Annotated in this window: 16 protein-coding genes and 1 other RNA gene; 16 read left to right on the top strand and 1 reads right to left on the bottom strand. The window is 46.7% G+C overall.

Features of this window, described 5'->3' with window-relative positions; genetic code table 11:
- Nucleotides 1–36: 36 nt before the first annotated feature.
- The 16 genes from rsmI (at nucleotide 37) to lpxC (ending at nucleotide 18,395) form a co-directional block, all read left to right on the top strand.
- Complete coding sequence (gene rsmI, locus F7Y48_RS12335; protein WP_226421555.1) at nucleotides 37–900, top strand: 16S rRNA (cytidine(1402)-2'-O)-methyltransferase; 864 nt, start codon at nucleotides 37–39, stop codon at nucleotides 898–900.
- 167 nt (nucleotides 901–1,067) lie between these two features.
- Nucleotides 1,068–1,495, top strand: an RNA gene (rnpB, locus tag F7Y48_RS12330) — RNase P RNA component class A.
- Nucleotides 1,496–1,724: 229 nt separating this feature from the next.
- Nucleotides 1,725–2,675, top strand: coding sequence for a 16S rRNA (cytosine(1402)-N(4))-methyltransferase RsmH (gene rsmH, locus F7Y48_RS12325; RefSeq protein WP_006743238.1), 951 nt, complete (start codon nucleotides 1,725–1,727; stop codon nucleotides 2,673–2,675).
- 5 nt (nucleotides 2,676–2,680) lie between these two features.
- Nucleotides 2,681–2,998, top strand: a complete 318-nt coding sequence (gene ftsL, locus F7Y48_RS12320) for a cell division protein FtsL (RefSeq protein ID WP_012842154.1) — start codon at nucleotides 2,681–2,683, stop codon at nucleotides 2,996–2,998.
- The gene (locus F7Y48_RS12315) at nucleotides 2,995–4,788 is read left to right on the top strand and encodes a penicillin-binding transpeptidase domain-containing protein (RefSeq protein ID WP_316684370.1); all 1,794 of its coding nucleotides are present in this window, start codon (nucleotides 2,995–2,997) and stop codon (nucleotides 4,786–4,788) included. Before ftsL ends, F7Y48_RS12315 begins: the two co-directional genes overlap by 4 nt.
- Before the next feature lie 62 nt (nucleotides 4,789–4,850).
- On the top strand, nucleotides 4,851–6,332 hold the full coding sequence (gene murE / locus F7Y48_RS12310) for a UDP-N-acetylmuramoyl-L-alanyl-D-glutamate--2,6-diaminopimelate ligase (RefSeq protein ID WP_316684369.1): 1,482 nt from the start codon (nucleotides 4,851–4,853) through the stop codon (nucleotides 6,330–6,332).
- Nucleotides 6,329–7,693: a UDP-N-acetylmuramoyl-tripeptide--D-alanyl-D-alanine ligase gene (locus F7Y48_RS12305; RefSeq protein WP_316684368.1), complete on the top strand. Its 1,365-nt coding sequence runs from the start codon at nucleotides 6,329–6,331 to the stop codon at nucleotides 7,691–7,693. Before murE ends, F7Y48_RS12305 begins: the two co-directional genes overlap by 4 nt.
- Complete coding sequence (mraY, locus tag F7Y48_RS12300) at nucleotides 7,693–8,775, top strand: phospho-N-acetylmuramoyl-pentapeptide-transferase (protein ID WP_005372931.1); 1,083 nt, start codon at nucleotides 7,693–7,695, stop codon at nucleotides 8,773–8,775. Before F7Y48_RS12305 ends, mraY begins: the two co-directional genes overlap by 1 nt.
- A gap of 39 nt (nucleotides 8,776–8,814) precedes the next feature.
- Nucleotides 8,815–10,128: a UDP-N-acetylmuramoyl-L-alanine--D-glutamate ligase gene (gene murD, locus F7Y48_RS12295; RefSeq protein WP_316684367.1), complete on the top strand. Its 1,314-nt coding sequence runs from the start codon at nucleotides 8,815–8,817 to the stop codon at nucleotides 10,126–10,128.
- Between the two features lie 18 nt (nucleotides 10,129–10,146).
- A complete protein-coding gene (gene ftsW, locus F7Y48_RS12290; protein ID WP_005396444.1) occupies nucleotides 10,147–11,343 on the top strand; it encodes a cell division protein FtsW in 1,197 nt (398 codons plus the stop codon).
- Nucleotides 11,330–12,397 carry an undecaprenyldiphospho-muramoylpentapeptide beta-N-acetylglucosaminyltransferase gene (gene murG / locus F7Y48_RS12285; RefSeq protein ID WP_258507575.1) on the top strand — a complete coding sequence of 356 codons (1,068 nt, stop codon included), beginning with the start codon at nucleotides 11,330–11,332 and terminating at the stop codon, nucleotides 12,395–12,397. The genes ftsW and murG overlap by 14 nt, the downstream gene beginning before the upstream one ends.
- A 22-nt stretch (nucleotides 12,398–12,419) precedes the next feature.
- A complete protein-coding gene (murC, locus tag F7Y48_RS12280) occupies nucleotides 12,420–13,877 on the top strand; it encodes a UDP-N-acetylmuramate--L-alanine ligase (protein WP_005396442.1) in 1,458 nt (485 codons plus the stop codon).
- A gap of 192 nt (nucleotides 13,878–14,069) precedes the next feature.
- The gene (locus tag F7Y48_RS12275) at nucleotides 14,070–14,852 is read left to right on the top strand and encodes a cell division protein FtsQ/DivIB (protein WP_012842151.1); all 783 of its coding nucleotides are present in this window, start codon (nucleotides 14,070–14,072) and stop codon (nucleotides 14,850–14,852) included.
- The gene (gene ftsA / locus F7Y48_RS12270) at nucleotides 14,845–16,107 is read left to right on the top strand and encodes a cell division protein FtsA (RefSeq protein ID WP_012842150.1); all 1,263 of its coding nucleotides are present in this window, start codon (nucleotides 14,845–14,847) and stop codon (nucleotides 16,105–16,107) included. Before F7Y48_RS12275 ends, ftsA begins: the two co-directional genes overlap by 8 nt.
- A 30-nt stretch (nucleotides 16,108–16,137) precedes the next feature.
- Nucleotides 16,138–17,376 (top strand): cell division protein FtsZ, encoded by a 1,239-nt coding sequence (ftsZ, locus tag F7Y48_RS12265; RefSeq protein ID WP_012842149.1) that lies wholly within the window; start codon nucleotides 16,138–16,140, stop codon nucleotides 17,374–17,376.
- A gap of 101 nt (nucleotides 17,377–17,477) precedes the next feature.
- Nucleotides 17,478–18,395 carry a UDP-3-O-acyl-N-acetylglucosamine deacetylase gene (gene lpxC / locus F7Y48_RS12260; RefSeq protein ID WP_005381871.1) on the top strand — a complete coding sequence of 306 codons (918 nt, stop codon included), beginning with the start codon at nucleotides 17,478–17,480 and terminating at the stop codon, nucleotides 18,393–18,395.
- Between the two features lie 113 nt (nucleotides 18,396–18,508).
- On the opposite strand, the gene F7Y48_RS12255 is transcribed toward lpxC, so the two are convergent.
- Nucleotides 18,509–18,967, bottom strand: a complete 459-nt coding sequence (locus F7Y48_RS12255) for a DUF721 domain-containing protein (protein WP_005396436.1) — start codon at nucleotides 18,965–18,967, stop codon at nucleotides 18,509–18,511.
- Between the last annotated feature and the right edge of the window lie 289 nt (nucleotides 18,968–19,256).

Raw genomic sequence — 19,256 nt, 5'->3', positions numbered from 1 at the left:
TGTCTCTATATTAATCGTTGAAGTGATGGTAAACAAATGACAGATAAAAATAAGTTGCCGAATGAGGGGCCAACTCTCTATATCGTACCGACTCCAATCGGAAATTTAGCGGATATCACCCAACGTGCTATCGAAATTCTGTCGACGGTGGACATCATTGCTGCTGAGGATACTCGACATACGGGTAAATTACTGTCTCACTTCAATATTCAAACCAAAACTTTTGCTCTGCATGATCATAATGAGCAGCAAAAAGCACAGGTTTTGGTAGAAAAGCTGCTTTCCGGTCAGTCTATCGCGTTAGTTTCTGACGCTGGTACGCCACTTATCAGCGACCCAGGATACCATTTGGTGACAAAATGTCGTCAAGCGGGCGTTAGAGTTGTGCCGCTTCCTGGTGCTTGCGCGGTCATTACGGCGTTAAGTGCATCAGGCTTGCCATCCGATCGCTTTAGCTTCGAAGGCTTTTTACCACCGAAAAGCAAAGGCCGTAAGGATAAATTCCTAGAGATTGCTTCGGTAGAGCGTACGTGTATTTTTTACGAGTCACCGCACCGTATTTTGGACTCTCTACAAGACATGTTAGACGTTCTTGGCCCAGATAGAGAAGTCGTGTTGGCGAGAGAACTAACGAAAACCTTTGAAACCATTCAAGGCATGCCATTAGGTGAGTTAATTGAGTGGGTGAAAAGTGACGATAACCAACAGCGTGGCGAAATGGTATTGTTGGTACATGGTCATCGCGAAACCGCGGACGATTCATTGCCAGATGAAGCCTTGCGTACATTAGGGATTTTAACCAAAGAGCTGCCTTTGAAAAAAGCAGCGGCTTTGGTGGCAGAAATTCATAACTTGAAGAAGAATGCGTTGTATAAGTGGGGCTTAGAAAACTTAGACTAAGCACTGCTAACGAGAAACATTGTAAAGTGGGTCGATGTGAAAATATCGGCCTTTTTTAGGCTCAATGTTTAATGGTTAGGTTAAAAAAACACCACTCAATGCATTCATTTCATCATATCTGTGATCTCACTAGACTCTGAGTAGATAACTCTATACAATCCGCCCTCGGAGTTGACTGGGTAGTCGCTGCTTTACTGATGTCCTTCGGGAGACTGACGTTGAAGTCCTTTGGGAGACTGACGTTGACGTCCTTCGGGAGACTGGTAAAGGGGAGGAAAGTCCGGGCTCCATAGAGCAGGGTGCCAGGTAACGCCTGGGAGGCGCAAGCCTACGACAAGTGCAGCAGAGAGAAGACCGCCGATGGCCCTAGGGCACAGGTAAGGGTGAAAGGGTGCGGTAAGAGCGCACCGGACGACTAGCAATAGTTCGTTGCAGGGTAAACTCCACCCGGAGCAAGACCAAATAGGCCTCCACATTGCGTTGCTCGCGTAAGGAGGCGGGTAGGTTGCTTGAGCCAGTGAGCGATTGCTGGCCTAGACGAATGGCTACCGCCGCGCAAGCGGAACAGAACCCGGCTTATGTGTCGACTCCAACTATTCGAGACCCATCACTACTTTTTGTAGTGATGGGTTTTTTGCATTTTATTGACGCAAACCCTGTCATTACCAATAAACTTGGCGTTAAATCACGTCTGACTTTAGACTTGAGGTGGCGATGATGTGGGAAATCAGTACACTATGGTAGGTTGATCTTTTGCTATAAATATTCAGCATGAGAGAGCAACGTATCTTAAAATCGCTTCAAGATCATTCAACGAGAAAGCTATGACCGAAACCTTCCAACATATTTCCGTGTTATTAAATGAATCCATTGATGGCTTAGCTATCAAACCAGACGGTATCTATATCGATGGAACATTTGGCCGTGGCGGTCACAGCCGGACTATTCTATCTAAACTCGGCGAAAACGGTCGACTGTACAGTATCGATCGTGACCCTCAAGCGATAGCTGAAGCAGGCAAAATCAATGATCCTCGCTTCACCATCATTCATGGTCCATTTTCTGGTATTGCTGAGTATGCTGAAGAGTATGACTTGGTTGGCAAAGTTGATGGCGTTCTACTGGATTTAGGTGTTTCTTCTCCGCAGTTAGACGACGCAGAGCGTGGCTTTAGCTTTATGAAAGACGGCCCGCTAGATATGCGTATGGACCCAACATCAGGTATTCCCGTATCTCAATGGCTAATGGAAGCTGACTTAGATGATATTACTTGGGTGATTCGTGAGTTTGGTGAAGACAAACACGCGCGCCGTATTGCCAAAGCGATTGTTGCCTACCGTGAAGACGAAGAAAATGAACCACTGGTACGTACTGGCCAGCTCGCGAAGCTGATCTCAGATGCTGCACCCAAAAGCTTTAAAGAGAAAAAACACCCTGCGACTCGTGCGTTCCAGGCATTTCGTATTTACATCAACAGTGAGTTAGAAGAAATTGATACGGCACTAAAAGGCGCGGCAAGTATTCTGGCTCCTGAAGGTCGTTTATCTGTCATCAGTTTCCACTCTCTGGAAGACCGTATGGTCAAACGTTTTATCCGTAAAGAGAGCAAAGGACCTGAAGTGCCACACGGCATTCCAATGACTGAAGAGCAAATTCGTGCTCTTGGTAGTGCGAATATGAAAGCGGTGAGCAAAGCGATTAAGCCAAGCAAACAAGAAATTGAAATGAACCCTCGTTCGCGCAGCTCTGTGCTAAGAATTGCAGAAAAGCTTTAATTATTATGACGAAACCCACTCCTAACCTTGCTAAGTTGATTGCAACGGATCTTATCACCGTTGGTCGCTGGCCATTACTGTTGTTGCTATTGATCGTGGCATCGGCAATGGGAGTGGTATTTGCTACCCACCATGCGCGTCAAGCGATCACCGAAAAAGATCACACTTTGGTTGAACGAGAGCGTTTAGATAGCGAATGGCGCAACCTGATGTTGGAAGAAACGGCCCTCGCGGAACACAGTCGTGTTCAAGACCTTGCCAAAAAAGAACTTGAAATGAAACGACCTGATGGCGATAAAGAAGTGGTTGTCACGCTCAAATGATTAGAAAGAAAACCAACACGAAACCAAGCAACAAGCGTAAACCTGTCGCGAAAGAAAAAAACGCTTCGGGGGATACGAAAACCGAGAAAAAAGCAGTGAAAGTGGCGGTTGAAGAATCCTTTCTGATTCGTTGGCGCTTCCATATATTACTGTTTTTTGTCTTTTGTGCATTTGCACTTTTGGTGGCGCGCGTAGCCTATATTCAAATCATTGAACCGGATAACCTGATTAAACAAGGTGACCTACGCTCGGTTCGTGTGAAATCCATTCCTTCTGCACGCGGTATTATTTCGGACCGAAATGGTGAGCCGCTCGCTGTCAGTGTGCCTGTTGAGGCCGTTTGGGCGGATCCCGCGACGATATTTAAAGAAAATGCCTTAAGCCAGACCAAGAGTTGGTATGCATTAGCGGATGTTCTTGGTGTTGACCGACAAGGGTTGATAGACAAGATCAAGCACAATGAAAAGCGCCGCTTTATTTACTTGCAGCGCCAAGTGAGTCCAGCCATGGCGAACTATATTCGTGAGCTAAAGCTGCCTGGTGTGGGTCTTAAGTCAGAATCTCGTCGTTACTATCCTGCCGGTGAGGTTAGTGCTCACTTAGTTGGGGTGACGGGGATTGATGGGCATGGTCTAGAGGGTGTTGAGCGTAGCTACGATGAGTGGCTTACTGGCGCCGCAGGTAAGAAAACCATTCGTAAAGACCGTTATGGTCGCGTCGTAGAAAACATTGCGTGGCAAGACAAGCAAGAAGGTAAGTCACTCCAGTTGACAATCGACCAGCGCCTACAGGCGATTGCTTATCGTGCGATTAAACAAGCCGTTGCGGACCATCGCGCCACGTCAGGCTCCGTTGTTATGTTGGACGTGAAAACCGGCGCCGTATTGGCCATGGTGAATGCGCCTTCCTACAACCCTAACAATCGTAGCGACTGGCAAAGCTATAAAATGCGTAACCGAGTGATCACGGACTCGATGGAGCCAGGCTCCACCATTAAGCCTTTCGTTATTTTAGCCGCCTTAGAAAATGGGGTAGCCGATAAAGATACCATCGTAGATACCGGTAATGGTGTACTTCGTTTAGGTGGTAGCCGAGTAAGAGATGTATCCCGCGTGGGTAAAGCGAGCTTGACCACGATCCTCAAAAAATCGAGTAACATCGGTGTGACGAAGCTGGCAATGCAAATGCCAGTAGAGGCGTTGCTCGGTCTGTACAGCTCAGTGGGCTTTGGTGAGCTTTCTGGTCTGAACCTCGTTGGGGAAGTGACTGGTATCTTCCCGACACGAACACGATGGTCTCCTATTGAACGTGCCACGATTGCGTTTGGTTATGGTCTATCGATAACGCCAATCCAGTTAGCGCATGCCTATGCGACGCTTGGAAATCTCGGCAAATACGAGCCAATCCATATTATCGAAAGCAATGATCATGACATGTCGCGCCAAGTAGTGAGTGCAAAGTACGCACGCCAGGTCTTGGACATGCTGGAAACCGTAACCCAAAAAGGAGGCTCAGCTCGTCGAGCGGCAGTTCCTGGTTATCGAGTGGGAGCCAAAACAGGTACCTCACGTAAAGCGTCTGCAGGTGGATACAGCGATGAGTACATCACTTATACGGCAGGGCTTGCTCCGGTTAGCGATCCGCGAATTGCATTGGTTGTGATCGTAAACGAGCCTCAAGGTGATGATTACTATGGTGGTTCGGTAGCGTCTCCTGTCTTCTCTGAAATCATGAAAGGCGCGCTACAAATACTCAATGTTGCACCAGACGAAAACAAATTCCAGCAGTAAGCTGAGTGGCTTACTGAGCAAACAAAATTAAGAAAACCTGAGCCAAAGCTCGGAGAACAAATATGACTAAAGCCATCAGTATGGACGTGCTGCTTTCCCCTTGGGTGGATTGCCCTAGCTTATCGTCCGTTCTTGTTTCTGAATTGGAGCTCGACAGCCGAAGAGTTCAGCCTGGAACCACGTTTGTTGCGGTGATTGGCCATGTTGTGGATGGGCGTAACTTCATTGCCTCTGCCATTGAGCAAGGCGCCAATGCGGTTCTAGCGCAAGCCTGCGATCTAAAAGCACACGGCACGGTGGAAATCATCGATGACGTTCCCGTTATTTACCTCGATACGTTGGATCAACGTTTATCTGCAATCGCTGGAAAGCTCTATGCTTACCCAGATATGGATTTGATTGGTGTCACCGGCACCAACGGTAAAACCACCATTACCCAGCTAATTGCACAATGGCTAGAGCTACTTGGCCACAAAGCGGCAGTGATGGGCACGACGGGAAATGGTTTTCTCGACAATTTACAGCAAGCCGCGAATACAACAGGGAATGCTGTAGAAATTCAGAAAACGCTCTCCTCTCTCGCAAATCAACAAGCCACATACACCGCGCTAGAAGTCTCTTCTCATGGCTTAACGCAAGGCCGTGTCAAGGCGTTGTCGTTTGCGGCGGGTGTGTTTACTAATCTAAGTCGTGATCATTTAGATTACCATGGCACGATGGAAGAGTACGCCAATGCAAAGCTGGGGTTGTTTACACAACATCAATGTGAACGTGCCATTATCAATGTCGATGATGAGGTCGGTCATACATGGGCGACGCAGTTAAGCAATGCGATTGCGGTTTCACTTAAACCGAACACTGAGTTTGAAAGCGCAATTTGGGCGAGAGATGTCCGTTACGCGGAGTCGGGGATTACTATCCAATTCGATGGTAAATTTGGCTCAGGTCAATTGCATGCGCCACTGATTGGTGAGTTTAACGCAACCAACTTAATGCTCGCTTTTGCGACTTTATTAAGCTTAGGTAAGGATAAACAAGCGTTACTCGAAACCGCAGGTCAGTTACAACCTGTACTCGGCCGAATGGAGTTATTCCAGACAGAGGACCGTGCCAAAGTCGTGGTCGATTATGCCCATACTCCTGATGCTTTAGAAAAAGCGCTGCAAGCTTTACGAGTTCACTGTGAGGGGCAGCTGTGGGCTATTTTTGGTTGCGGAGGCGATCGCGATGCAGGTAAGCGCCCAATGATGGCGGAAATTGCAGAGCGTCTAGGCGACAGAGTGGTGTTGACTGACGATAACCCACGCAGCGAAGAGCCGGCTCAGATTGTAAAAGACATGTTAGCTGGGCTGTCAAAACCTGCCGAAGCGATTGTGCAGCATGACCGCTTCAAAGCACTGTCATATGCGGTTGAGAACGCTTCGCCAAACGACATTATCTTGTTAGCTGGGAAGGGCCATGAAGATTATCAGATTCGGAATGGCGAAACGATTCATTACTCCGACCGCGAATCCGCTATGCAACTTTTAGGATTGACCTCATGATCAAAGTAACGTTATCGCAAATTGCCAACATCACTCGCGGTGAGCTATTCGGCGATGATCTACTTATCGACGCGGTTTCTACTGATACACGAGCGATTGACAACGGTGCTTTATTTGTTGCGCTGGTGGGTGAGCGCTTTGATGCGCACAACTTTTGCCAACAAGCGGTGGATGCAGGCGCTGGTGCTTTACTCGTACAAAAACGTCTAGATGTGAATGTGCCACAAGTCGTGGTGTCGGACACCAAAATGGCACTGGGTGAGTTAGCCTCTTGGGTGCATCAAACTTGCCAAACACCTACCGTTGCCATCACAGGCAGTTGTGGTAAAACGACCGTCAAAGAAATGGTCGCGAGCATTCTGCAATTGAAAGGCAAAGTGCTGTTTACTGCAGGTAACTTCAATAATGATATTGGTGTTCCGTTGACGTTATTGCGCTCACAGCAGGATGACGACTATGCCGTGATTGAGCTTGGTGCTAATCATATCGGTGAAATTGCTTACACAACGCAGTTAGTAAAACCAGATATCGCGTTAGTGAATAATGTAGCCGCCGCGCACCTTGAAGGCTTTGGTTCTATTGATGGCGTGAAACAAGCCAAAGGTGAAATTTACCAAGGTCTTGCTGCAGGTAGTATTGCGATTGTCAATTTAGACAGCAATGGCGAAACAAAGTGGGAAAGCGTGCTGGCGGATAAGGAAGTTATCACCTTCTCACAAAGTAATTCTGCGGCTGATTACTATGCATCAAATATCGTGATGAATGCCGCGGGAGAGGCCAGCTTTAACCTACATATCGCAGCAAGCTCACAAGAAATTGAACTGTCTCTGGGTATTATAGGTCAACACAACGTGGCGAATGCAATCGCAGCTTCTATTATTGCGTTACAAATGGGAGCCACATTAGAAGAGGTTCGCGCTGGCCTTAAACATTTAAACAAAGTGAAAGGTCGCGTCGAGGTTGAAGTGCTGAGCGAAAAAATCAAATTGATTGATGACAGCTACAACGCAAGCGTGCCAGCCATGAAAGCGGCGGTTGACTTATTGGCTGCTTTTCCAGGTCAGCGCTGGCTGATTTTAGGTAATATGGCGGAATTGGGCGAGGAAAGTCTTGCACTTCATCGTCAAGTCGGGGAACATGCTGCCCCACAAAAATTTGAACATGTTCTCACATTTGGTGCAGACGCCAAGGTGATCAGTGAGCTTTGCCAAGGCATTCATTTTGAGACGCACCAAGAGATGATTGAATACATCAAGCAGCATCTAGACCAAGCCGTTCCTGAAAACCATACGATTTTGGTGAAAGGAGCGAACGGTGCACGTATGTTTGAAGTCGCTGCTGCTTTGAAGGAGTATTATTAATGATTATTTGGCTTGCCGAGCTGCTACAGCCATACCTGTCTTTTTTCCGATTGTTTGAATACTTGTCTTTTCGAGCAATTCTAAGCGTATTAACCGCTCTGGGTCTGTCATTATGGATGGGACCAATCATGATCAAGCGTTTGCAAATGCTGCAAATTGGTCAGGTAGTACGTAACGAAGGTCCTGAATCTCACTTTAGTAAGCGTGGTACTCCAACGATGGGCGGTATCATGATCTTAGCGGCCATCTCAATCACAATCTTGCTTTGGACTGACTTATCCAACCCATATGTATGGGCGGTATTGACGGTCTTGCTTGGCTACGGTGCAGTCGGATTTGTTGATGATTATCGTAAAGTGGTGCGCAAAAATACCGATGGTTTGATCGCGCGTTGGAAGTACTTCTGGCAGTCGTTGATCGCGTTTGTCGTGGCTTTTGCATTGTACGCTTACGGTAAAGACACTGCAGCCACTCAGCTCGTGGTGCCATTCTTTAAAGACATCATGCCGCAACTTGGTTTGATGTACATTATCCTGACTTACTTTGTGATTGTCGGTACGAGTAACGCGGTTAACCTGACCGATGGTCTAGACGGTTTGGCAATCATGCCAACGGTTCTTGTTGCTGCAGGCTTCGCGGTTATTGCATGGGCGACGGGTAACGTTAACTTCTCTGAATACCTTCATATTCCATACCTACCACATGCTTCTGAGTTGGTTGTCGTATGTACAGCAATCGTCGGTGCAGGCCTTGGTTTCTTGTGGTTTAACACGTATCCAGCACAAGTGTTCATGGGTGATGTGGGCTCACTAGCGCTTGGTGGTGCATTAGGCACCATTGCTGTTCTCGTTCGCCAAGAGTTGGTGTTGGTGATCATGGGCGGTGTATTTGTGATGGAAACGCTGTCGGTAATTCTACAGGTGGGTTCATACAAACTGCGTGGTCAGCGGATCTTCCGTATGGCACCGATTCACCACCACTACGAATTGAAAGGTTGGCCAGAACCGCGCGTAATCGTGCGCTTCTGGATTATTTCTATGGTTCTTGTTCTGATTGGTCTTGCGACATTGAAAGTGCGTTAATCGCACTTTCCAAGAACAAGATTTACAGTGTGATCAAATATGGAACGTTGGCAAAACATACATAGTGTTGTCGTCGTAGGGCTCGGTATTACCGGGCTCTCTGTCGTTAAACACCTAAGAAAAAATCAGCCACAGCTTGTGGTCAAAGTCATTGATACTCGCGTAAACCCTCCGGGGGCAGAGCGCTTGCCGGAAGATGTTCAACTGCATAGTGGTGGTTGGAATGCAGACTGGCTTTCTCACGCTGATCTTATCGTGACCAACCCTGGTATTGCGCTAGCGACACCAGAGATCCAAGCCGTATTGGAAAAAGGCACGACAGTAGTTGGTGATATTGAGTTATTCGCCTGGGCGGTGCAGAAGCCTGTGATTGCGATTACGGGCTCAAACGGTAAGAGCACTGTCACCGATCTCACAGGCGTGATGGCCAAGGCCGCGGGTTTGGATGTTGGCGTTGGCGGCAATATCGGCGTTCCTGCCTTGGATTTACTAGAACATGACGCAGACCTATATGTGCTTGAACTCTCAAGCTTCCAGTTGGAAACGACGTCAAGCTTAAAGCTCAAAGCCGCTGCGTTTCTGAATCTTTCTGAAGATCATATGGACCGTTATCAAGGCATGTCTGACTATCGACAAGCTAAGTTGCGTATTTTTGACCACGCTGCTCTTGCGGTAGTGAACCGTGATGATCAAGAAACCTTCCCAGATGCAGAGATGCCATTGGTGACATTTGGCAGCGACAATCAGGACTTTGGTCTCGAGGTGGATGGCAACCGTACTTGGCTGCTCGATCACGGTCAACGAGTCGTCGCAAGTGATGAGCTTAAGTTGGTTGGTAAGCACAACTTATCTAATGCTCTGGTTGCTTTAGCGCTATTAAAAGCTGCGGACGTAAACTATCACAACGCATTGAATGCACTTAAAAATTACACGGGACTGACACACCGATGCCAGGTGGTTGCGGATAATCAAGGCGTAAAATGGGTGAATGACTCTAAAGCAACTAATATTGCGAGCACTATGGCTGCGCTATCTGGTTTGGAGTCGACAGGTAAGCTCTACTTGCTCGTTGGTGGTGTTGGCAAAGGTGCTGACTTCTCGCCATTAAAACCGATCTTCGCAACGCTTAACTTGCAGCTGTGTTGCTTTGGCGCTGATGGCGATGAATTTATGCCACTACATGAATCTGCAATACGTTTCGACACCATGGAAGATGTGATTCAACAAGTATCTTCGCAGTTAAAACCGGGTGATATGGTGATGCTGTCTCCAGCATGTGCTAGCTTTGATCAATTCGACAACTTTATGGCAAGAGGCGATGTCTTCGCTGCTCTTGCTCAGAAATATGCATAATTAAAGGTTACACACTTCGTGGGTTTAGGTAACGTTAAACGCAGTATTGGCAATTGGCTCAAGCATCCAGCCCCAGAGGCGATGTTTGATCGTCAGCTAGTGTGGATTGCACTGGGTTTGATGTTGACGGGGTTGGTCATGGTAACCTCTGCATCATTTCCAATCAGCTCTCGATTAACCGAACAGCCGTTCCACTTTATGTTTCGTCATGCGACGTTTCTCGTGCTGGCGTTAGGGACCTCCGCTGTTATTTTGCAAGTGCCTTTGCAAGAGTGGTTTAAGAAGAGCCATTACTTACTTTGGGCTTCTTTCGCACTGCTGATCATCGTGCTCTTGGCGGGTAAGTCGGTCAATGGTGCGTCTCGTTGGATACCTCTTGGGCTGTTTAACCTTCAGCCAGCAGAGGTCGCGAAGCTATCGCTGTTTATCTTCATGTCTGGTTACTTAGTCCGAAAGCAAGACGAAGTACGACAAACCTTCTTTGGTGGCTTTATGAAGCCAATCATGGTGTTTGCTTTCTTCGCAGTATTACTGCTTGGTCAGCCAGACTTGGGTACAGTCGTCGTGATGCTAGTAACACTGTTTGGCATGCTGTTTATCGCAGGCGCAAAACTGACTCAGTTTCTCGCGTTGATGGTGGCAGGTATCGGCGCTGTGGTAGGTTTGATTTTAGTCGAACCATACCGTATGCGACGAGTAACCTCCTTCCTTGACCCGTGGGAAGACCCATTTGGTAGTGGCTATCAGTTGACTCAGTCTTTGATGGCGTTTGGTCGTGGTGAATGGTTTGGGCAGGGTCTCGGTAACTCAATTCAAAAACTGGAATATCTACCGGAAGCGCATACCGACTTTGTGTTTGCCGTACTTGCTGAAGAGCTCGGTTTTGTTGGCGTTGTGTTGGTCTTAATGTTGATTTTTAGCTTAGTGTTAAAAGCGGTTTACATCGGCAAGCGTGCGTTTGAAGAAGGCGAAATGTTCGGCGGTTATCTGGCTTTCGGTATCGGTATTTGGTTTGCGTTCCAGACGTTGGTTAACGTTGGTGCTGCAGCCGGTATCGTACCAACCAAAGGTTTAACACTCCCGCTAATCAGTTATGGTGGTTCCAGTCTGATTATTATGTCCGTCGCAGTGTCCATATTGCTGCGTATCGATTACGAATGCCGCTTGAAACGCGAGCAACAACAATCAGAACAACAAACTAATGAAACAAAATAAACGTTTGATGGTGATGGCTGGTGGTACTGGCGGTCACGTATTCCCAGGGTTAGCTGTAGCAAAACAGCTGCAAGAGCAAGGCTGGGAGATCCGTTGGTTAGGCACGGCGGATCGAATGGAAGCGGATTTGGTGCCAAAACATGGCATTGAAATCGATTTTATCAAAGTGAAAGGGTTACGAGGTCAAGGCGTAAAGCGTCTGCTTGCAGCTCCATTTCAAATTATTAATGCCATCATGCAAGCTCGCGCGCACATGAAGCATTGGAAGCCCGATGCCGTGTTAGGTATGGGGGGGTATGTGAGTGGCCCCGGTGGTATTGCGGCTTGGTTGAGCGGTATTCCTGTTGTTCTGCACGAACAAAACGCGGTTGCGGGTTTGACAAACCAATGGCTATCAAAAATTGCTAAGAAAGTCTTTCAGGCCTTTCCTGGTGCGTTCCCTAATGCTGAGGTAGTCGGTAACCCAGTTCGTGAAGACCTAACAAGATTAGAAGCGCCTGCAGAGCGAATGCAAGATCGCCAAGGCCCAATTCGTATTCTGGTGATGGGCGGTAGCCAAGGTGCACGCATTCTTAACCAAACTGTGCCAGAAGTGATGGCAAAGTTGGGCGGTGATTACCGTATTCGTCATCAAGCGGGCAAAGGTTCCGCCGAAGAAGTGAACGCAGCATACCAAGCTAATGGTGTGGTAAATGCAGAAGTCACAGAGTTCATTGACGACGTAGCAGAGGCTTATGCATGGGCTGACCTTTTAGTTTGTCGTTCAGGGGCGTTAACCGTTTCTGAAGTTTCTGCTGCTGGCGTTGGTGCGATCTTTATTCCTTTTATGCATAAAGATCGCCAACAAGCACTGAATGCAGATCATCTAGTAGAATGCGGCGCAGCGAAAATGATTGAACAACCAGATTTAACCGTTGAGTCTCTGACTCAGCAGATCCAACAATTGGATCGCCAAGCTTTACTTACGATGGCTGAGCAAGCGCGTGGCGCTGCTAAATTGAATGCCGACCGAGTTGTCGCACAAGCCATTGTCGCTTTGACCGAAAAGCGTTAACGAATTATTGAGAATAGAATTGATGACAATCCAACATACACAAGACTTAGCTCAGATTCGCGCCATGGTGCCAGAGATGCGCCGCGTGAAATCCATCCACTTCATCGGTATTGGTGGTGCGGGCATGAGCGGCATTGCAGAAGTGCTGTTGAACGAAGGCTACCAAATCACAGGTTCTGACCTATCAGAGAACCCAGTGACAGAGCGTTTGGTATCAAAAGGTGCAACCGTATTTATCGGCCATCAAGCGAGCAATGTAGAAAAAGCCAGTGTGGTTGTTGTGTCAACGGCGATCAACGAAGAAAACCCAGAAGTGATGGCGGCACGTGAGTTACGTATCCCAATCGTACGCCGCGCAGAGATGTTGGCTGAATTGATGCGCTTCCGTCATGGTATTGCCGTTGCGGGCACGCACGGTAAAACGACGACGACGGCACTCGTGACACAAATTTATTCTGAAGCCGGTCTTGATCCAACGTTTGTAAACGGCGGCTTGGTGAAAAGCGCAGGTACAAATGCTCGTTTAGGCTCGAGTCGTATTCTAATTGCTGAGGCGGATGAGAGCGACGCGTCATTCCTGCACCTGCAACCAATGGTAAGTATCGTCACTAATATTGAAGCCGATCATATGGATACTTATGGGGGTGACTTTGAAACGTTAAAGCAAACCTTCATTGATTTTCTACACAATCTACCGTTCTACGGCCAAGCTATTGTTTGTATTGATGATCCTGTGGTTCGAGAGTTAATCCCACGTATTAGTCGTCAAGTGATTACTTACGGTTTCTCCGCAGATGCTGACGTACGCATTGAAAACTATCGTCAAGAAGGTCAGCAAGGCAAATTTACGGTAGTACGTAAAGGGCGTGCCAACCTAGATATCACTCTGAACATTCCAGGTCGTCACAATGCACTTAATGCGTCGGCTGCGATTGCAGTGGCTACCGAAGATGACATTGAAGACGATGCAATTCTAAAAGCAATGGCCGGAACGCAAGGCACGGGACGACGTTTTGATCACCTTGGCGAGTTTGATACCGGTAATGGTCATGCCATGTTAGTGGATGATTACGGACACCACCCAACAGAAGTTGATGTGACCATTAATGCTGCGCGAAGCGGTTGGCAAGATAAACGTCTCGTTATGATTTTCCAACCACACCGTTATAGCCGTACTCGTGATCTATACGATGACTTTGCGAATGTGCTAGAGCAAGTTGATGTATTAATCATGTTGGATGTTTATGCCGCTGGTGAAAAGCCAATTGCAGGAGCTGATGGACGTTCATTGTGTCGCACAATTCGCAGCCGAGGTAAGGTAGATCCGATTTTTGTTCCAGAAATCGAGCAATTACCTTCAGTTTTAGCTAACGTTATACAAGACGGCGACCTAATCTTAACGCAAGGTGCGGGTGATGTTGGTAAAGTGGCGAAACAACTGGCAGGTCTTGAATTAAATATAAACAAGATGCTTGGTTAACATAGATTGTTGGCGCGAAGGACAGATAAAGGCTCAGATCTCGATTTTGCGTCAATATCATTGTGATTTATTGCTATCAGTGTTTGATAGTTTACAAGAGCTCAGTATAATCCCAAGGTTAAAGTCAAGACTTTTACCTCTGCGTAATTATGTGGGTAAAAAGTACACGACAAAAGTCAGGAAACGAAGACGTTGTTGAATATTGCACTGAATGACGAGCGACCAAACACGGATAATAACCGTGGTCGCCAAGAGAAAATCTTGGGTGCGTTATTTTTCGTTGTGGTTGTGACCTTAATTAGTTCTGTTTTGTACTCGGCGATCAGTTGGATGTGGGATGACCAAAGGTTACCTCTCTCCAAAATAGTACTTCAGGGAAAACTGGAGTATGTCCAAGCTGACGATGTGCAGGCTGCATTTAGTCGAATAGATCACATCGGTACATTTATGTCTCAGGATATTGATGTATTACAGCAAAGTGTCGAAGCTCTGCCATGGGTGGCACATGCCGCAATCCGAAAGCAGTGGCCGGATACAGTAAAAGTTTTTTTGACAGAGCATCAACCTGAAGCCATTTGGAATGGCAACGAACTGTTAGATAAAAATGGGTTTGTTTTTGATGGCGATGTGGCTCTGTTACAAGAAGAAAAAGTGAAACTGTACGGACCCAAAGACAGCGGACCAGAAGTCTTACAGACTTACCGTGATTTGAGTCCTAAGTTTCAGCAATTGGGTTTAGCGATATCGTCTCTGGTATTAAACGAGCGACGAGCTTGGCAAATCATCCTTGATAACGGTATTCGATTAGAGCTCGGTAAAGAGTCTCTTCTTGAGCGTATAGAGCGATTTTTTAAGCTCTATAACAAGCTTGGCAGTGACACGCAAAGAATCAGTTATATCGATCTTAGGTACGATACAGGAGCCGCAGTTGGTTGGTTTCCTGAACAAGAGTTAGAAGAGAGTACAGATGACTAAGGCCGCTGATGACAACATTATTGTTGGTCTAGATATAGGCACTGCAACCGTATCGGCTCTAGTGGGTGAGGTTCTACCAGACGGTCAAATTAATATTATTGGCGCAGGTAGTAGCCCTTCACGTGGCATGGATAAAGGTGGCGTGAATGACTTGGAGTCGGTTGTAAAATCAGTACAACGTGCAATTGATCAAGCTGAATTGATGGCCGAGTGCCAGATCAGCCGAGTCTTCATTTCGTTGTCTGGTAAGCATATCGCAAGCCGAATTGAAAAAGGTATGGGCACGATTTCAGATGAAGAAGTGTCTCAAGAAGACATGGATCGCGCTATCCATACCGCAAAATCGATTAAAATCGGTGATGAACAGCGAATCCTTCATGTGATTCCGCAAGAGTTCACCATTGATTACCAAGAGGGAATCAAAAATCCGCTTGGTTTATCTGGGGTAAGAATGGAAGTAAGTGTCCACCTTATCTCATGCCATAATGACATGGCACGCAATATTATTAAGGCGGTAGAACGATGCGGCCTTAAAGTAGAGCAACTCGTATTTTCTGGGCTTGCTGCAAGTAATGCAGTAATCACCGAGGATGAAAGAGAGCTTGGAGTTTGTGTGGTGGATATTGGCGCCGGCACGATGGATGTGGCCATCTGGACTGGCGGTGCGTTACGTCACACAGAAGTATTTTCGTACGCAGGAAATGCTGTAACCAGCGATATTGCTTTTGCTTTTGGTACGCCAGTGAGCGATGCTGAAGAAATAAAAGTCAAATATGGCTGTGCTTTGAGTGAACTGGTCAGTAAGGATGACACGGTTAATGTACCAAGCGTAGGTGGGCGACCATCACGTAGTCTGCAACGTCAAACGTTGTCAGAAGTGATTGAGCCACGCTACTCTGAGCTTATGGGACTGGTTAACCAAACTATTGACTCTGTACAAGCGAAATTGCGCGAAGAGGGTATAAAGCACCATCTAGCTGCGGGAGTTGTACTCACCGGCGGTGCTGCGCAAATGGACGGAGTGATAGAATGTGCGGAACGCGTATTCCGCAATCAAGTAAGGGTCGGCAAACCGCTCGAAGTCAGCGGATTAACTGACTATGTAAAAGAGCCGTACCATTCTACGGCAGTTGGATTACTTCATTACGCAAGAGACATGCAGTCTAGCGACGATAGCGATTATAATGAACCTAAACGCTCATCTGTTACTGGCTTTTTCGATAAATTGCGTAACTGGATACAAAAAGAGTTTTAACCTGAGTTGCAGGATAAACGGAGACAACACATGTTTGAACCGATGATGGAAATGTCTGACGATGCAGTAATCAAGGTCGTTGGGGTTGGTGGCGGCGGTGGTAACGCCGTTGAACACATGGTGCGTGAATCCATCGAAGGTGTGGAATTCATCAGCGTCAACACTGATGCGCAAGCACTTCGTAAGACAAGCGTTGGCAATGTTATTCAGATCGGTGGCGATATCACCAAAGGTCTGGGTGCAGGTGCTAATCCACAGGTTGGCCGTGACGCAGCTCTCGAAGACAGAGATAGAATTAAAGATTCCCTAACTGGCGCCGATATGGTGTTTATCGCAGCTGGTATGGGTGGCGGTACAGGTACTGGTGCAGCACCTGTTATTGCTGAAGTAGCTAAAGAGCTTGGCATTCTAACTGTCGCGGTAGTGACAAAACCGTTCAGCTTTGAAGGCAAAAAGCGTTTGGCGTTCGCTGAGCAAGGTATCGATGAGCTGTCTAAGCACGTTGACTCTTTGATTACGATTCCAAACGAAAAGCTGCTTAAAGTACTTGGCCGTGGTGTCACGCTACTAGAAGCTTTTGCAAGTGCGAACGACGTTCTTAAGAACGCAGTTCAAGGCATTGCAGAGCTAATTACTCGCCCTGGCATGATCAACGTCGACTTTGCGGACGTAAGAACAGTAATGTCTGAAATGGGTCACGCGATGATGGGCAGCGGTATTGCTAAAGGCGAAGATCGTGCTGAAGAAGCGGCTGAAATGGCAATTTCTAGCCCACTTCTGGAAGACATCGATCTAGCGGGCGCTCGTGGTGTTCTTGTCAATATTACTGCAGGTCTGGATATGCGTCTTGACGAGTTTGAGACGGTTGGTAATACAGTGAAAGCATTTGCTTCTGACAATGCAACTGTTGTTATCGGTACTTCTCTAGACCCAGATATGACGGACGAAATCCGCGTAACAGTTGTAGCGACAGGTATTGGCAATGAGAAAAAACCAGATATCACGCTAGTTGCGGGTGGTAAAGCGAAAGTGGCTCCGACGCCGCAGGCTCAACCACAACAGCAAGCGGCGGCAACGCAAGCTGAAGAGAAACCGGCACAAACCTTGCAAAATAATCAAGTGCAAGAGAAGCCACAGGTAACTCCTCAGCCTACAAATACAGTTTCTTCTTCTCCAGCATCGTCGAGCCAAAGCTCTGCGGCTCCGAAGCAAGAGAAGGAAAGTGGTTATTTAGATATCCCGGCATTTTTGCGTCGTCAGGCTGATTAATCTTTAATCCATAAATTTGACATGGCTCAAAATTATGGTAGCATTCACGGTCGACGTTACAGACGGCCGTGTTTTGTAGCAAATTTTTGAGAGGCAAGCAGATGATCAGACAACGTACTCTGAAAGAAATAGTGAAAACAACTGGTGTGGGCCTCCACTCTGGTCGTAAAGTCACGCTTACTCTGCGCCCGGCTGCTGCAAATACAGGTATCATTTACCGTCGTACAGATGTAAACCCACCTGTAGATTTTCCAGCTGATCCAGCTTCTGTTCGTGACACCATGCTATGTACTGCTTTGGTAAACGACGAAGGTGTGCGTATTTCAACTGTAGAGCACTTGAATGCGGCACTTGCTGGTATGGGCATCGACAACATTGTTGTCGAAGTAGACGCACCTGAAATTCCAATTATGGATGGTAGTGCTAGCCCATTTGTATACTTGCTACAACAAGCAGGTATCGAAACGCAAAATGCGCCAAAACGTTTCATCCGTATTAAAAAGCCAGTTCGTTTTGAAGATGGCGATAAATGGGCAGAGTTTGTACCATTTAACGGCTTCCGCATGGACTTCGAAATTGAATTTAATCACCCTGCTATTGAGTCAGACGAACAGCGCTTGCTGTTTGATTTCTCTTCAAAAGGCTTCGTTCGTGAAATTTCTCGTGCACGTACGTTTGGCTTTATGCGTGATATCGAATATCTACAATCTCAAAACCTAGTATTGGGTGGTAGTTTCGACAATGCTATCGTATTGGATGATTACCGTATTCTTAACGAAGAAGGTCTACGCTTTGAAAATGAGTTTGTGACTCACAAAGTGTTGGATGCGATTGGTGATCTTTACATGTGTGGTCACCCAATCATCGGTGAATTTCGCGCCTTTAAATCGGGTCACGGTTTGAACAACCAACTTCTGCGAGCAGTTCTTGCTGATCAGGAAGCGTGGGAGTGGACTACATTCGAAGAAGAAGTCGGCTCACCAGTAGCATTCGCTGAACCAAATATGGTGCTTGCGTAAATACTTGGCATTAAAATTAATAAAAAACCAGGCTTATGCCTGGTTTTTTGCTATTTGGCTTTAATCTTGGGCTTATTAATAGCATTCGAGCTTTCAGCATATTGAAATAACGGTTACTTACGGTCTTTCTTTTCTGCCATATCGGCCAATCGCTTTAAACGCTCTTGAATTTTAGGCGGTGCCATGTCGGCAATCGTCATCAATGACTTTGCTGCAGATTCTGTTAATGGTGGACGTTTAGGTCTGTCGTCTTGTTCGAAACGATTGCGGTATAATGATGGATTGATCCTCACTTCAACGCTCATCAGTTTGGCAAAGCCTTGAGTACGAAGTTTATTTAGGATCATGAGGCGATCGTAATCGATCTTCATTTTGATCGCGGCACTAGAAACATCGATCAATAGGTGGCCGTTACGAACATTCGCCACCCGGCAATGATCGGCCGTCCCTTTGGGTAAGATCTCTTGCAAAGCTTGGTTAAGCTGTAAGATTTCTCCAGCATGTTCTTGAATCTGCTTGAACTGTGACTCAGCAATAACATCTTCAGTCGAGGTTGGACGGTGATCACGCATAGGTAAAATCTAATTTTGTTGAGATATCAGCTATTCTAGAGCAGCTTTCTATCAAGGTATAGTTTACATTAGCGTCTTTCGCATCAGTTTTACAATGTAGCAAGGTAAAAAGCAAAGTCTGCTCTGAATAGATTACACATATTGTGGTATGCAATATCGTCTAATCAGTCACCACTTTAAGTAAAAACTTCAGAGTGCTTCAAACAAATACGTCTATTTATGGTTGTATCGATGAAAAATCCTTACACTAAGCCACATTGTTTCGAAACTTAGCCTTGAAATATGGATG

Source organism: Vibrio sp. 2-1-2a, assembly GCF_032648565.1.
In the GTDB taxonomy this organism is placed as follows: Bacteria; Pseudomonadota; Gammaproteobacteria; order Enterobacterales; family Vibrionaceae; genus Vibrio; species Vibrio diabolicus.
This window is presented reverse-complemented; position numbering and strand designations above follow the sequence as displayed.

What these genes read in the sequence shown, in the direction of transcription:
- murC (WP_005396442.1), top strand. Translation starts at nt 12,420, where the DNA reads ATGACAATCCAACATACACAAGACTTAGCTCAGATTCGCGCCATGGTG.
- mraY (WP_005372931.1), top strand. Translation starts at nt 7,693, where the DNA reads ATGATTATTTGGCTTGCCGAGCTGCTACAGCCATACCTGTCTTTTTTC.
- F7Y48_RS12305 (WP_316684368.1), top strand. Translation starts at nt 6,329, where the DNA reads ATGATCAAAGTAACGTTATCGCAAATTGCCAACATCACTCGCGGTGAG.
- rsmH (WP_006743238.1), top strand. Translation starts at nt 1,725, where the DNA reads ATGACCGAAACCTTCCAACATATTTCCGTGTTATTAAATGAATCCATT.
- ftsA (WP_012842150.1), top strand. Translation starts at nt 14,845, where the DNA reads ATGACTAAGGCCGCTGATGACAACATTATTGTTGGTCTAGATATAGGC.
- rsmI (WP_226421555.1), top strand. Translation starts at nt 37, where the DNA reads ATGACAGATAAAAATAAGTTGCCGAATGAGGGGCCAACTCTCTATATC.
- murD (WP_316684367.1), top strand. Translation starts at nt 8,815, where the DNA reads ATGGAACGTTGGCAAAACATACATAGTGTTGTCGTCGTAGGGCTCGGT.
- murE (WP_316684369.1), top strand. Translation starts at nt 4,851, where the DNA reads ATGACTAAAGCCATCAGTATGGACGTGCTGCTTTCCCCTTGGGTGGAT.
- F7Y48_RS12315 (WP_316684370.1), top strand. Translation starts at nt 2,995, where the DNA reads ATGATTAGAAAGAAAACCAACACGAAACCAAGCAACAAGCGTAAACCT.
- lpxC (WP_005381871.1), top strand. Translation starts at nt 17,478, where the DNA reads ATGATCAGACAACGTACTCTGAAAGAAATAGTGAAAACAACTGGTGTG.
- F7Y48_RS12255 (WP_005396436.1), bottom strand. Translation starts at nt 18,967, where the DNA reads ATGCGTGATCACCGTCCAACCTCGACTGAAGATGTTATTGCTGAGTCA.
- ftsL (WP_012842154.1), top strand. Translation starts at nt 2,681, where the DNA reads ATGACGAAACCCACTCCTAACCTTGCTAAGTTGATTGCAACGGATCTT.
- ftsZ (WP_012842149.1), top strand. Translation starts at nt 16,138, where the DNA reads ATGTTTGAACCGATGATGGAAATGTCTGACGATGCAGTAATCAAGGTC.
- murG (WP_258507575.1), top strand. Translation starts at nt 11,330, where the DNA reads ATGAAACAAAATAAACGTTTGATGGTGATGGCTGGTGGTACTGGCGGT.